12 protein-coding genes are annotated in these 14,803 nt (G+C 53.3%); 4 read left to right on the forward strand and 8 right to left on the reverse strand.

The genetic code is table 11. From position 1 onward, the window contains the following. The first annotated feature begins 11 nt into the window (after positions 1-11). Complete coding sequence (can, locus tag FDW88_RS02980; RefSeq protein ID WP_137361995.1) at positions 12-674, forward strand: carbonate dehydratase; 663 nt, start codon at positions 12-14, stop codon at positions 672-674. Between the two features lie 72 nt (positions 675-746). On the opposite strand, the gene hpt is transcribed toward can, so the two are convergent. From hpt to cueO, 3 genes are all read right to left on the reverse strand, one after another. Further along, positions 747-1,283, reverse strand: coding sequence for a hypoxanthine phosphoribosyltransferase (gene hpt / locus FDW88_RS02985; protein WP_003018658.1), 537 nt, complete (start codon positions 1,281-1,283; stop codon positions 747-749). A 248-nt stretch (positions 1,284-1,531) separates the two neighbouring features. After that, a complete protein-coding gene (locus FDW88_RS02990; protein ID WP_096758271.1) occupies positions 1,532-2,056 on the reverse strand; it encodes a hypothetical protein in 525 nt (174 codons plus the stop codon). Between the two features lie 125 nt (positions 2,057-2,181). Then, positions 2,182-3,792 carry a multicopper oxidase CueO gene (cueO, locus tag FDW88_RS02995; protein WP_117342305.1) on the reverse strand — a complete coding sequence of 537 codons (1,611 nt, stop codon included), beginning with the start codon at positions 3,790-3,792 and terminating at the stop codon, positions 2,182-2,184. A 153-nt stretch (positions 3,793-3,945) separates the two neighbouring features. Between cueO and FDW88_RS03000 the strand changes: the two genes are divergently transcribed. Next, positions 3,946-4,293: a YacC family pilotin-like protein gene (locus FDW88_RS03000; protein ID WP_096758273.1), complete on the forward strand. Its 348-nt coding sequence runs from the start codon at positions 3,946-3,948 to the stop codon at positions 4,291-4,293. A gap of 59 nt (positions 4,294-4,352) precedes the next feature. Here the strand turns inward: FDW88_RS03000 and yacL are convergent, their stop codons facing one another. Both yacL and acnB read right to left on the reverse strand, forming a co-directional pair. Then, positions 4,353-4,715, reverse strand: a complete 363-nt coding sequence (gene yacL / locus FDW88_RS03005; protein ID WP_096758276.1) for a protein YacL — start codon at positions 4,713-4,715, stop codon at positions 4,353-4,355. A gap of 174 nt (positions 4,716-4,889) precedes the next feature. Next, positions 4,890-7,487, reverse strand: coding sequence for a bifunctional aconitate hydratase 2/2-methylisocitrate dehydratase (acnB, locus tag FDW88_RS03010; RefSeq protein ID WP_137361996.1), 2,598 nt, complete (start codon positions 7,485-7,487; stop codon positions 4,890-4,892). Between the two features lie 433 nt (positions 7,488-7,920). Between acnB and FDW88_RS03015 the strand changes: the two genes are divergently transcribed. Further along, positions 7,921-9,525 (forward strand): DUF3300 domain-containing protein, encoded by a 1,605-nt coding sequence (locus tag FDW88_RS03015; RefSeq protein ID WP_137361997.1) that lies wholly within the window; start codon positions 7,921-7,923, stop codon positions 9,523-9,525. 10 nt (positions 9,526-9,535) lie between these two features. Further along, positions 9,536-10,330 (forward strand): DUF2950 family protein, encoded by a 795-nt coding sequence (locus tag FDW88_RS03020; protein WP_096758279.1) that lies wholly within the window; start codon positions 9,536-9,538, stop codon positions 10,328-10,330. A gap of 53 nt (positions 10,331-10,383) precedes the next feature. Here FDW88_RS03020 and traT read toward each other — a convergent pair whose 3' ends face one another. From traT to aceF, 3 genes are all read right to left on the reverse strand, one after another. Beyond that, positions 10,384-11,115 (reverse strand): conjugal transfer complement resistance protein TraT, encoded by a 732-nt coding sequence (gene traT / locus FDW88_RS03025; protein WP_137361998.1) that lies wholly within the window; start codon positions 11,113-11,115, stop codon positions 10,384-10,386. Between the two features lie 194 nt (positions 11,116-11,309). Next, on the reverse strand, positions 11,310-12,734 hold the full coding sequence (lpdA, locus tag FDW88_RS03030; protein ID WP_096758280.1) for a dihydrolipoyl dehydrogenase: 1,425 nt from the start codon (positions 12,732-12,734) through the stop codon (positions 11,310-11,312). 175 nt (positions 12,735-12,909) lie between these two features. Further along, on the reverse strand, positions 12,910-14,799 hold the full coding sequence (gene aceF, locus FDW88_RS03035; RefSeq protein WP_137361999.1) for a pyruvate dehydrogenase complex dihydrolipoyllysine-residue acetyltransferase: 1,890 nt from the start codon (positions 14,797-14,799) through the stop codon (positions 12,910-12,912). Positions 14,800-14,803 lie beyond the last annotated feature (4 nt).

A 14,803-nucleotide genomic window follows, 5' to 3' on the forward strand; every position in this document is an offset into this window, starting at 1 on the left:
TTACAGCCTCCATGAAAGACATAGATACACTTATCAGCAACAATGCACTATGGTCAAAGATGCTGATAGAAGAGGACCCCGGATTTTTTGAAACGCTGACGCATGCGCAGAATCCGCGCTTTCTATGGATTGGATGCTCCGATAGCCGCGTTCCCGCGGAACGTTTAACCGGTCTTGAACCAGGCGAATTATTTGTTCACCGTAATGTTGCCAATCTGGTAATTCATACCGATCTGAACTGCCTCTCAGTGGTTCAGTATGCGGTTGATGTGCTGGAAGTGGAACACATTATTATTTGTGGGCACTACGGTTGCGGTGGCGTACAGGCCGCCATTGAAAATACAGAATTGGGACTGATTGATAACTGGTTGCTGCATATCCGCGATATCTGGTTTAAACACAGCTCACTGCTCGGGGAAATGCCGCCGGAGCGTCGTATTGATACACTGTGCGAGCTGAATGTCATGGAGCAGGTCTACAACCTGGGCCACTCCACCATCATGCGTTCAGCCTGGAAGCGTGGTCAGAAGGTCACTATTCACGGATGGGCTTACGGTATTCATGATGGCCTACTTCGCGATCTGGACGTGACCGCCACCAGCCGTGAATCCCTGGAACAGCGCTACCGACAGGGGCTGTCGAACCTCAGCAAAAAGCACAGTAACCATAAGTAACGCAACATTGCCGGGAGGCGGCTACGCCTTACCCGGCCTACAAAACGCTCACCATCAGGCACGTTCGCAGTTTTACTCGTCCAGCAGTACCACTTTGCCAACATACGGCAGATGGCGATAACGCTGGGCGTAGTCAATGCCATAACCGACAACAAACTCATCCGGAATGGAAAAGCCGATAAATTCGACTGGAACATTCACTTCACGACGGGAGGGTTTGTCCAGCAGCGTACAAATAGCCAGAGATTTCGGCTCGCGCAGGCTGAGGATTTCACGCACTTTTGACAGCGTGTTACCGGAGTCGATGATATCTTCGACAATCAGTACATCTTTACCACGAATGTCTTCATCCAGGTCTTTGAGGATTTTAACATCACGGGTAGTCGACATGCCGCTGCCGTAGCTTGAGGCAGTCATGAAGTCGACTTCGTGGGAGACATGCACTTCACGGCACAGGTCTGCCATAAACATAAATGAGCCGCGTAACAGACCAACCAGCACCATGTCACTGCCGCTGTCCTTGTAACGTTCGTTAATCTGACGCCCGAGTTCAGCAATGCGCGCTTTGATCTCCGCTTCCGGGATCATGACTTCTACAGTATGTTTCATATCTCTAACCATATGATTTAAAAACAAATCACTCAATGCTCACTCTAAATAAGACAGCATCTAAGCGCAAGGTACGAAGTATACCAGTAAAAGCCTTTATTCGCGGCATCTGTTGTCCTATGACGGTATCTTTACCCCACGCCAGAACAGAGAACATGGGTCTTCCCTAGCCACCCTGAGCAAGACTCAATAAAAATACCCGCTATTTACTGCGGGTATTTTTATTGCTCTCAGATTTTTGACAACAATCACTTATCAAATTTAAGCGACATTAACGATGCTTTCGCCACATCCTGATATTGTTCAACCAAATCTTTGGTCATATTAAAAGCGACCTGCACGGCTTTATCTTTTTCCGACGTTACCAGCATCATATTTAGGATTTCGGTATCCGGCGCCTGGGAGCGGAAGGTAATTAGCCAGGCTTTATGCCCATCCACGGTCACGGCTTCCGCCTGCGGTTTGAAGTTAGTCAGCATTTTTAGCATCGCATCTTTCGCTTGATCCAACTGTGATGCGGGCAACGCGCTGCGCCCGGCGGTCATCCCTAAAGAGGCCTTGCCACGCTCGTCGCCATAAATAACCTGCGGACGATTTTCCGAAGGGTACTTAATTTTCGCCATTTCGTCGGACATTGGCGTCAGCGTTTGCGGAATTTCGATGCTCAAATTGAGCTGCGGGATATTCTGGCGTTGCATTTTCATTTCGGCATGCGCTGAAATCGCCACCATCATGACAAAAGATGCGGTGAGTACCTTGCGGAAAAGATCCATTCTAACCTCATGATTTATTATTAATCATATCAGTATATCCGCCGCGCTAATGAATGAAACGGTAAATGCCCATTTTAAGAACATCCTGTTTTACCGGATGGCAAAAATGCCACCCGGCCATTTTGTTACACGGTAAAGCCGAGCATCATGCCGGTGTCTTCATGTTCTAACAGATGGCAGTGCGCCATATAGGCATGCTCTTTCGGTGCATCGTGATCAAACTTCACTAACACTTCGCTGACGCCGCCTTCAACACGAACAGTATCCTTCCAACCCGCACGATGCGCGGCCGGTGCTTTACCGTTCTCAGACAGAATGCGGAATTGGGTGCCGTGAATATGGAACGGATGCAGCATCATGTCGCCCTGCCCGGAAATCACCCAGCGTTCGTGCTGACCTTTCGTCGCGGCAAACATCGGTTTATTCATATCAAATGCCTGGCCATTAATGCGGTTGGCATTATGGAAATCGAACGTCCCGCCGTGGTCCATGCTGCCCATATTGCCGTGATTCATATTACCGTGATTCATGTTGCCATGATTCATTTTACCGTGGCCCATCTCGCCATTATTCATATGCCCCATCATCTGCCCATGCCCCATGCCTGCCATGGCCTGGTCGCCATATTTCTGCATCAGCATTTGCATGCCCATCATGTCGAGCATCGGGTCCATAGACAGCTGCAGCCTGCGCACCGTCAGTCCTTCCAGTGAAGGCAAGGCTGGCAGGGTGGTCAACGTGTCTGGCAGCGTACCGGAAGCGGTGATACGCAATGGCTGGATGCGCATCACCGGATGCGGCTTATCAAAGGGTGCAATCGCCATCCCCATCTGACTCACCGGCAGCGTGACCAGATCAAAAGCTTTGCCATCGCTGATATCCACCAGCACTTCAAACCGTTCGCCCATTAGCATGGGCAGCTCGGAGACTTTCACCGGCTCTGCCAACAGTCCGCCGTCGCTGGCAATGACGTACAGCGGACGGTTGTCGCTGGCCGCCACGTTAAGTGAGCGGGCGTTACAGCCATTCAGCAAACGCAGACGCAGCCAACCGCGCGGCGCGGCATGCTGCGGATACATCGCCCCGTTAGTCAGCAGCGTATCGCCAAACCACCCGACGGCGGCGGTCATCATATCCAGCTGATAGTTAATTTGTCCGTCTGCGGAGAACTGTTTGTCCTGAATAATCACCGGAACATCATCAATGCCCCACTGTTTCGGCAACAGCAGTTTGTGGATGTCCTCATCTTCAATCAGCACCAGTCCGGCCAGCCCCATCGCCACCTGACGACCGGTTTTGCCGTGCTGATGTGGGTGGAACCAGCAGGTCGCTGCCCGTTGTTCGGGCGTGAAGGTCACAGAACGTTTCCCGCCCGCCTGAATAACCCCTTGCGGTCCGCCATCGACGTCGCCGGGAATTTCCAGGCCGTGCCAGTGCAGCGTCGTCTCTTCGGCCAGCTGATTATGGATATCAACGGTGACCGCTTTACCTTTCTGCAGTTTCAGCGCCGGTCCCAGTAAATTACCGTTATATCCCCAGGTGGTCGCGGTTTTACCGGCAAAGGTCGACTGCCCGGCTTGAACGATCAACTGTATACGATCGGCAGCATCTGTCGTTAACAGGTCAGGGATAGGTAACGCAGGACGCTCAGCAGCGAAAACCGAACGGCTCCAGAGAGGTAACGCTGACGCGACGCCCAGCGCCACGGAGTACTTTAAAAAGTCACGACGTTGCATAATCACTTCCTTATATTCAGCAGCTTAAGCAGGCTATCTTTTAAGCATAAGCCTTCCCCTTACGGGAAGGTCAAGTGAACCGCTGATAATAAAGGTCGTCGCTTCGCTCGCAGTGTGCTAACGTTTAAATTCCGTGATGCAGTGGTAGAAGCAATGAAGACGTTTTTCAGAACAATTTTGTTCGGCAGCCTGATGGCCGTATGCGCAAACAGCTACGCGCTCAGCGAGTCCGAAGCCGAAGATATGGCCGATTTAACGGCAGTGTTTGTCTTTCTGAAAAATGACTGTGGATACCAGAATTTGCCCAATGGGCAGATCCGTCGCGCACTGGTCTTTTTTGCCCAGCAGAACCAGTGGGACCTCAGTAATTACGACACCTTCGACATGAAATCACTCGGTGAAGACAGCTACCGCGATTTAAGCGGTATCGGGATCCCGGTTGCCAAAAAGTGCAAAGCGCTGGCGCGTGACTCCCTGAGCCTGTTGGCCTACGTTAAATAATGTGATGCCGGATGGCGCTTGCGCTTATCCGGCCTACAAAATACATCCGACGGCAATCATTATTTCTGCTGAACAAACTCGCGGTATGCCGCCACCACCTGCAGGAAATCTTCGACGCCGCACAGAGACAAACTCTCTTCGTCGTAGTAGTTCATCCCTTCTTCCATTTCGTCGCCCGTAAACTCCAGTTGATTGGCACGCACCATGACTTCTTCGCCATCCAGCCAGAGCGTGTACTCATGCCCTGCCCGCTGCCAGGAACGCTCACTGCCTTTTACCGCACGCGCTGCCTGTTCCACTTCATCCAGTAAGGCCAGGTTCTCTTTCACTTCTTCATTAAACCAGTGCCCTACCACTTCGTGGCCCATGGACATTCGCACTTTTACCACTCCGGTAATATCGCGCAGAAATTCGTAATCCATAATGTGTTCCTCTGCTCCCGGCAGTGCGCCAATACCGCACTGCACCTTGCTGTAATTATCGCAGCAGCGCGGCAGAAAAAAAGCGTAACGGGTATAAGGAATAGAAATAAAAATGCCCGAAGAAGCTGACCTCTCCGGGCATTGATGCGTTTTTGTGCAAAATCCGCTAGCGAATTATACCGCCGTCTGGAAAATCACGCTGTCCGCTTTCTCGGTGTACTGAGAGAGCTGGTCAAAGTTCAGATAACGGTAGGTATCCACGGCGGTTTTATCCACCTGGGCAACATAGGTCTGATACTCTTCCGCCGTTGGCAGCTTGCCAATCAGCGCCGCCACGGCCGCCAGTTCCGCAGACGCCAGATAGACGTTCGCGCCGGTACCTAAACGGTTCGGGAAGTTACGCGTTGACGTTGACACCACGGTCGCACCGTCGGCCACACGCGCCTGGTTACCCATACACAGTGAACAGCCCGGGATCTCAATACGCGCCCCACTCTTACCAAAGACGCTGTAATAGCCCTCTTCGGTCAGCTGTGCGGCATCCATACGGGTTGGCGGTGCCACCCACAGACGAGTCGGCAACTGGCCTTTATGCGCATCCAGCAGCTTACCTGCGGCACGGAAGTGACCAATGTTGGTCATGCAGGAACCGATGAACACTTCGTCGATCTTCTCACCCTGCACGTCAGACAGCAGACGCGCGTCGTCAGGATCGTTCGGCGCACACAGGATTGGCTCTTTGATATCCGCCAGATCGATGTCGATCACTGCCGCATAGTCTGCGTCAGCGTCGGCTTCGAGCAGCTGTGGATCCGCCAGCCATTTTTCCATGCCCTGGATACGACGTTCCAGCGTACGACGGTCACCGTAACCTTCGGCGATCATCCACTTCAGCAGGACGATGTTAGATGTCAGGTACTCAACGATCGGCTCTTTGTTCAGCTTAATGGTACAGCCAGCAGCAGAACGCTCAGCGGACGCATCGGTCAGTTCAAATGCCTGCTCGACTTTCAGATCCGGCAGGCCTTCGATTTCCAGGATGCGGCCGGAGAAGATGTTTTTCTTACCTTTCTTCTCAACGGTCAGCAGGCCTTGCTTGATCGCGTACAGCGGGATCGCATGGACCAGATCGCGCAGGGTGATACCCGGCTGCATTTTGCCTTTGAAGCGCACCAGCACTGACTCCGGCATATCCAGTGGCATCACGCCGGTTGCAGCGGCAAACGCTACCAGACCAGAACCCGCCGGGAAGGAAATACCGATCGGGAAACGGGTATGCGAGTCACCACCGGTACCGACGGTATCCGGCAGCAGCATGCGGTTCAGCCACGAGTGAATAACACCATCGCCCGGACGCAGCGAGACGCCGCCACGGTTCATGATGAAGTCAGGCAGCGTGTGGTGCGTGGTCACGTCAACCGGCTTCGGATAGGCGGCGGTATGACAGAACGACTGCATCACCAGGTCTGCGGAGAAGCCCAGGCACGCCAGGTCTTTCAGTTCATCACGGGTCATTGGACCGGTGGTGTCCTGAGAACCTACAGAGGTCATTTTCGGTTCGCAGTAAGCACCCGGACGAATACCGGTAACACCGCAGGCACGCCCGACCATTTTCTGTGCCAGCGAGTAGCCGCGGTTGCTTTCCGCCACGTCTTTCGCCTGACGGAATACGTAGCTGTGCGGCAGACCCAGCGCTTCACGCGCTTTGGTGGTCAGGCCACGACCGATGATCAGCGGAATACGGCCACCGGCGCGTACTTCGTCAATCAGCACATCGGTTTTCAGCTCAAAGGTCGCCAGCAGTTCATTGGTTTCATGGTTACGCACTTCACCTTTGAGTGGGTAAACGTCAATCACGTCGCCCATGTTCAGGTTGTTTACGTCCACTTCAATCGGCAGCGCGCCTGCATCTTCCATGGTGTTGAAGAAGATTGGCGCAATTTTACCACCGAGGCACAGACCACCGCCGCGCTTGTTCGGCACGTTCGGGATGTCATCGCCCATGAACCACAGTACGGAGTTGGTCGCAGATTTACGTGAAGAACCGGTGCCGACAACGTCGCCAACGTAGGCCAGTGGGTAGCCTTTCTTCTGCAGTTCTTCAATCTGTTTGATCGGACCAACGGCACCCGGTTGATCCGGCTCAATGCCTTCGCGGGCGTTTTTCAACATCGCCAGCGCGTGCAGCGGGATATCCGGACGCGACCATGCATCCGGAGCCGGAGACAGGTCGTCGGTATTGGTTTCGCCGGTCACTTTGAACACGGTAACGGTCATTTTCTCAGCGAGTGCTGGACGGTTCAGGAACCATTCGGCATCGGCCCAGGACTGCATTACCTGCTTCGCGTAGGCGTTGCCCGCTTTGGCTTTTTCTTCTACGTCATAGAAGTTATCGAACATCAACAGCGTTGAAGAGAGCGCTTTGGCAGCAATCGGCGCCAGTTTCGCATCGTCCAGCGCGTCAATCAGCGGATGAATGTTGTATCCGCCTTGCATGGTGCCCAGCAGTTCAATGGCTTTCTCTGGTGTCACCAGCGGGGACATAGTGTCGCCTTTCGCGACGGCAGCAAGAAAACCCGCTTTAACATAAGCGGCTTCATCTACGCCAGGAGGAACGCGGTTGATCAACAGGTCTAACAGGAATTCTTCTTCGCCCACAGGCGGAGTCTTCAGCAGCTCGACAAGTGCGGCCATTTGGGTTGCGTCTAACGGTTTTGGCACAATCCCTAAGGCGGCACGCTCAGCTACGTGCTTACGGTATTCTTCTAGCACGACGGTATCTCCTCGCTCTCATTGTCATATGCGGTAGGCGATTCTCTTCACGCTCCTGTAAGACAGCAGTTTGTAGGGTAAATGCCCGGTACCGCATAAGGCACAATAACAGGATTTTCACTAAGTGTTAATCCGTTTACAAAAAAGCAACATAAAAAATTGGCTGAATCGTTAAGAATGGTATAGCAAGGAGGCGAGGCAAATTTGTGTCCCCTCCCACTCTCTTAAAGCGATTGATTTAAAACGGCGGCATCAGAATATTTCTACGCATTTTCAGGCATCAGATATAATTGTGTAATAAATGTTCACACTCTTTTTCCGGACATACCGGGCGGTTACCCAATAAAAGTCAAAACTGTAAAACACGGGTGAATAATACTCGCGGCAACAGAAACGCCTTACGGCACAGCGCTTGTCTCGTTGGAGTCATTTTATGAAGTTGCCCTTTAAGCCACATCTGCTCGTCCTTCTGTGCAGTGCCGGGCTGTTTGCCGCCTCTGGCGTGATGTTCGTCAAAAGTCGCACAACGGAACCCGTTGCACCGGCCCCTGTCGCACAACAACCTTCAGCACCTGCTCCAGCGCCCGTAGCTGCACCTGCCGTGCAACCCGCGCCCGCTGTCGCACCAACATACACTGCCGCACAAATCGATCAGTGGGTTGCGCCAGTCGCGCTGTACCCGGATGCATTGCTGTCGCAAATTTTGATGGCGGCGACCTATCCGGCCAACGTTATCCAGGCCGCACAGTGGTCTAAAGACAATCCTAAAATGCAGGGTGACGCCGCTATTCAGGCCGTTGCCGGACAGCCCTGGGACCCCAGCGTAAAATCACTGGTCGCATTTCCTCAGTTGATGTCACTGTTAGGTGAAAATCCGCCGTGGGTACAAAGCCTGGGTGATGCTTTCCTCGCGCAGCCGCAAGACGTGATGGATTCGGTTCAACGCCTGCGCGCACTGGCGCAGCAAACCGGGGCATTACAATCAACGCCTCAGCAGACGGTTACCACCGTAACAAAGCCTGCACCGACGAAAACCGACACCAGTCAGTCGACAACTCATACCACGACCACCACCACAACAAGCCCAACGGTTATTAAAATTGAATCCGCCGATCCGCAGGTGGTTTACGTTCCGACCTATAACCCGAATACGGTGTACGGCACCTGGCCAAATACCGCCTATCCTCCCACCTATCTGCCGCCATCGCCCGGTGAGCAATTTGGCAGCAGCTTCGTTAACGGTTTAGGCTTCAGTCTGGGGGTAGCGACAACCTATGCCATCTTCAGCAACATCGACTGGGATGACGACGACGACTGGGACCACCACCATAATAATGATGACTGGGATAATCATGGCGGTTATAACCGCAACGGCGATAACAACATCAATATCAACGTTGATAACTTCAATAAAATCAGTGGTCAGCGGCTGACTGACGCCAACCGTACCTGGCAGCATAACCCGGCCTATCGTGAGGGTGTGCCCTATGCGAATAACCAGCTCAATAACCGCTTCCACGCCACAAACACGGCAACCGGGCTCAGTGCGACCCAGCAAAACCCGCAAAGAGCGGTCAACCGCGATAGCCAGCGTCAGGCAGCCATGAGTCAGATGGAGAAATCGACGGGTAAAACGCTTTCTCAGACCGCGCGCCCAGGAACGAAAGATGCTCAGCGCCAGGCATCAAATCAACAGTTGAAGCAGATTTCTCAGCGCAACAACTACCGTGGCTACGACACCAAACCACAAACCGCGAAACGGACAAGCACGCAACAACGAGAGACTCGCCAGACGACCGCGCAGAGACAGGAGAAACGGGTTTCGCAACCTGCACAGCAACACAACGTGCAACAGCGGAATACTCAACAGCGCACCAGTCAGCCGCGCGCCAATGCGCTGAGCGGTAACGATAGTCGCTCAGGCAGCTGGCAAGCACAGCAGCAGCGAGGCGCTCAGAGCAGGGAAATATCCCGCAACCAACCATCGCGCCAGGCATCCGGCGGGCGCGCTGAACACCGTGAACTCCGTCATCGTTAAGGGAACCGACATGAAAATGAAATTACTCAGTGGAATGGTGTTGTTCATGGTTTCGGCCACCGCGATGGCACAGCAATCTTTCAGTACACCAGACCAGGCAACCGACGCACTGGCCAGCGCGATCGGTGAACAAAATGAAAGTGCGATGAACAACCTGCTTGGAGAAGACTGGCGCGATTTTCTGCCGCCAGAAGGTGTCGATCCTGATGCCGTTGATCGCTTCCTGCGTGACTGGAAGGTCCATCATAATACCGTCGTCGAGGGCAATACCGCGCACCTTGTTGTCGGGGACAGCGGCTGGCAGTTGCCAATCCCGGTGATCAAAACCACATCCGGCTGGCAATTTGATATGCAGCAAGCCGCCGAAGAGATCCAGACTCGCGAAATTGGCCGCAACGAACTCGCCGCCATCGAGGCATTACACGCCTATGTAGATGCTCAGCAGAGCTATTTTGCGATGAACCAGAAGTATGCGCAGAAGGTTGTCAGCACGGAAGGGAAAAAGGATGGCCTGTACTGGCCCGTTGCGCCAGGTGAAGCGCCAAGCCCTCTGGGACCGGCCTTCAGCCCGCAAGAGCCTGGCACGGGTTATCACGGTTATCGTTTCCGCATCCTTCCCGACAAAACCAGCGGCTTTGCGATGGTGGCCTGGCCCGTCAGCTACGGTCATACGGGCGTGATGAGCTTTATGATTAACGGCGATGACACCGTCTACCAGGCAGATCTTGGTGAAGCATCACAAGAAAAAGCGCAGGCGTTGACCACCTACGCCCCGGATAAAAGCTGGCATCCCGTCGCGCAGTAAAACGGGGGAAAACCGAAGGCCGGGTCAGCGCGAGTGCTACCCGGCAGGTTATCTTACAGAATGTTCGCCACCGACTTCGCCAGCTGCGCTTCCAGCACCGGCTTAGCTTCTTCGAATTTCAGGTTAACTTTGTTGGCGTTAGAGACTACGCGGGTTTGATATTTCGCGCGATCACCCTGCGCGCTGCTGGTTTGCAGTTTGATGCCAGACGTGCCCTGACGCAGGGCCGCTACATTATCCGTGGTTACTTTCGCTTTGCTGCGTTCGGAGATTTGCAGGTCGGTAACCATGGTATAGTTCACATCTTCAACCATCGCATCTGCGGCCATGCCGATCAGACCCGCCGCCAACCCGACACCCAGCGCGGCACCGGAGGAGTTGCTGTTATACGCCGTGATACCAGCTCCTAAAGCGGCCCCCATCGCGGCACCTTCATAACCGGTTTTCAGGAATCCCTGCGACTCACGCAGATCCATTTTGTCCGCTTTTAGCACGTTTGCCTGTACCCAATAGTAGGCGCTGTCCGGAGAGCTGGTCACTTTGTACCCTTTCGCTGACAGGTCATTGGCTAACAACGTCTGCAGGTTGCTCATATCTTTATCAGAGGTGTTTTTAACTTGAATATAGACAGTCTTCTCGCTGGAAGGCTCCAGCCAGATGGTTTCACTCATCTGCGTTTTCACTTCAAGGTTACGTTTTTTCACGGCGGTCGTCATTGCACCACAACCGGTCAGCGTCATTGCCGCGACAACCATGCCAACAACCGCGATTTTTTTTAAAGACATGTTTTTTCCTTTTTTCGTGTAATAGAGAGTCCAGAGCCTCTTCTCCGCGCGGCCAGTAGCCACACAATGGTGAAAAAAGTATCGGCAGTTGAATGGAAATTTTTAGAGGAAATATCAATAAGATCACTACCAGAACAGGTAGCTACAGGCAAAAAAAACGCCTCCGAAGAGGCGTTTCTTACAAAGTCAGAAGATTACTTCTTCTTCGCTTTCGGGTTCGGCAGGTCGGTAATGCTACCTTCAAAGATTTCTGCCGCCAGGCCCACGGACTCGTGCAGAGTCGGGTGTGCGTGGATGGTCAGCGCGATGTCTTCCGCATCACAACCCATTTCGATCGCCAGACCGATTTCGCCCAGCAGCTCGCCGCCGTTGGTACCGACAATCGCACCACCGATAACACGGTGAGATTCTTTGTCGAAAATCAGTTTAGTCATACCGTCTGCACAGTCAGAAGCGATAGCACGGCCAGAAGCAGCCCACGGGAAGGTGGCGGTTTCGTAGCTGATGCCTTTTTCTTTCGCTTCTTTCTCGGTCAGACCGACCCAGGCAACTTCTGGTTCGGTGTAGGCAATGGACGGAATCACTTTCGGATCGAAGTAGTGTTTCTTACCGGCGATAACTTCAGCGGCAACGTGGCCTTCATGAACACCTTTGTGCGCCAGCATCGGCTGACCGACGATATCGCCGATAGCAAAGATGTGCGGTACGTTGGTACGCAGCTGTTTGTCCACGCGGATAAAGCCACGGTCATCAACTTCAACGCCCGCTTTGCCTGCATCGAGGTTTTTACCGTTCGGTACACGACCAATAGCAACCAGTACGGCGTCGTAACGCTGTGCTTCAGCAGGTGCTTTTTTGCCTTCCATGGAAACGTAAATACCGTCTTCTTTCGCTTCAACGGCAGTCACTTTGGTTTCCAGCATCAGGTTGAATTTCTTGCTGATACGTTTGGTGAAGACTTTTACCACGTCTTTATCGGCAGCAGGGATAACCTGGTCGAACATTTCAACCACGTCAATCTCTGAACCCAGCGCATGGTAAACGGTCCCCATTTCCAGACCGATGATACCGCCACCCATAACCAGCAGGCGTTTTGGTACGGTTTTCAGTTCCAGTGCGTCGGTGGAGTCCCACACACGCGGGTCTTCGTGCGGAATAAATGGCAGTTCAATCGGACGGGAACCCGCCGCGATGATAGCGTTGTCGAAGTTGATCACGGTTTTACCGTTTTCGCCTTCAACTTCTAGGGTGTTAGCCCCAGTAAATTTACCCAGACCGTTTACCACTTTCACTTTACGGCCTTTAGCCATACCAGCCAGACCGCCGGTCAGTTGAGTGATAACTTTTTCTTTCCAGGTACGAATCTTGTCGATATCGGTTTTCGGCTCACCGAAGACGATACCGTGATCGGCCAGTGCTTTCGCTTCTTCGATAACTTTTGCTACGTGCAACAGCGCTTTAGAAGGGATACAGCCGACGTTCAGACAAACACCACCAAGGGTGCTGTAACGTTCTACGATGACGGTCTCCAGACCTAAATCTGCGCAACGGAAGGCAGCAGAGTAACCTGCCGGGCCTGCCCCAAGTACCACGACTTGAGTTTTGATTTCAGTGCTCATCATGACCTCTTAATTTATACCCGTCGTCCACCGGGTCGTTCTATCCGCCGGTATTTTACAAAATTGTTAACAATTTTGAAACAACAAACGGCAACCGATTTGTCTTTCGCACAATAACCTCACTGACTTCATGAGATTACCAGAAAAAAGCCGGCCGTCGGGCCGGCTTTTTCGCTTACATCACCAGACGGCGAATGTCAGACAGCGTGTTGTTGATGATGGTAATGAAACGAGCACCATCAGCACCGTCAATCACGCGGTGGTCAAAGGAGAGAGAAATCGGCATCATCAGACGCGGAGTAAACTCTTTACCATTCCACACCGGTTCAATAGCCGACTTGGACACGCCAAGGATAGCCACTTCAGGCGCGTTCACAATCGGTGCGAAGTGGGTAGTCCCCAGGCCGCCGATGCTGGAGATAGTGAAGCAACCGCCCTGCATTTCGCCAGCCGTCAGCTTACCATCACGCGCTTTCTTAGAGATCACCGTCAGTTCACGAGACAGCTCGGTAATGCTCTTCTTGTTCACATCTTTAAAGACCGGAACAACCAGACCATTTGGCGTATCGACCGCAACACCGATGTTGATGTATTTCTTCAGCGTCAGCTTCTGGCCATCTTCGGACAGGGAGCTGTTGAAGCGTGGCATCTGCTCGAGAGCCGCTGCGACCGCTTTCATGATGAAGACTACTGGGGTGAATTTCACATCCAGTTTACGTTTTTCAGCTTCGGCGTTCTGCTGCTTACGGAACGCTTCCAGATCGGTGATATCGGTTTTGTCGAAGTGGGTAACGTGCGGGATCATCACCCAGTTACGGCTCAGGTTAGCGCCAGAGATTTTCTGGATGCGGCCCAGTTCCACTTCTTCGATTTCACCAAACTTGCTGAAGTCCACTTTCGGCCAAGGCAGCATGCCCGGGATACCGCCGCCAGCCGCAGCTGCCGGTGCAGATTCAGCGCGTTTAACCGCGTCTTTCACGTAAGCCTGAACGTCTTCGCGCAGGATACGACCTTTACGGCCAGACCCTTTCACTTTCGCCAGGTTCACACCGAATTCGCGCGCAAGGCGACGAATCAGCGGCGTTGCATGGACGTAAGCGTCGTTTTCTGCGAAGTCAGATTTGCCTTCAGCTTTTGCGGCCTGAGCCGGAGCTGCGGCAGGTGCAGGTGCTGCGGCCTGAGCCGGAGCAGCCGCTTGGGCAGGGGCAGCAGCCGGTGCCGCGCCTTCAACTTCGAAGACCATAATCAGAGAACCGGTTTTCACTTTATCGCCGGTGCTGATTTTGATTTCTTTCACGGTACCCGCGAACGGTGCCGGCACTTCCATCGACGCTTTGTCACCTTCAACGGTGATCAGTGACTGCTCAGCGGCAATTTTATCGCCCACTTTGACCATCACTTCAGTGACTTCAACTTCGTCACCACCGATGTCCGGTACGTTAACTTCTTTAGAGCCAGACGCTGCCGGAGCCGCTGCGGCTGCCGGTGCAGCAGCCTGAGCTGGTGCCGCGGCTGGCGCGCTACCAGCGACTTCGAAGACCATAATCAGGGAGCCAGTAGACACTTTGTCGCCGGTGTTGATTTTGATCTCTTTCACGGTACCCGCGAACGGTGCCGGGACTTCCATAGAGGCTTTGTCGCCTTCTACGGTGATCAGAGACTGCTCAGCCGCAACGGTGTCGCCGACTTTGACCATAATCTCGGTGACTTCAACTTCGTCGCCGCCGATGTCCGGTACGTGTACGTCTTTCGCTGCTGCCGCAGCAGGTGCAGCTGCCGGAGCGGCTGCTTGCTTCTCTTCTGCCGGAGCAGGTGCAGCTGCTGCTGCACCGTCGGCGGAATCGAAAATCATGATCAGTTTGCCGGTCTCAGTTTTGTCGCCAACAGAGACTTTGATCTCTTTAACGATACCTGCCTGAGGGGACGGAACTTCCATAGAGGCTTTATCGCCTTCTACGGTGATCAGCGACTGTTCAGCTTCAACTTTGTCGCCTACTTTGACCAGGATCTCGGTGATTTCAACTTCATCAGCCCCGATGTCCGGTACATTGATTTCGATAGCCATGTTT

It is taken from the genome of Citrobacter sp. wls829, from assembly GCF_005280825.1.
Classification (GTDB): Bacteria; Pseudomonadota; Gammaproteobacteria; order Enterobacterales; family Enterobacteriaceae; genus Citrobacter; species Citrobacter gillenii.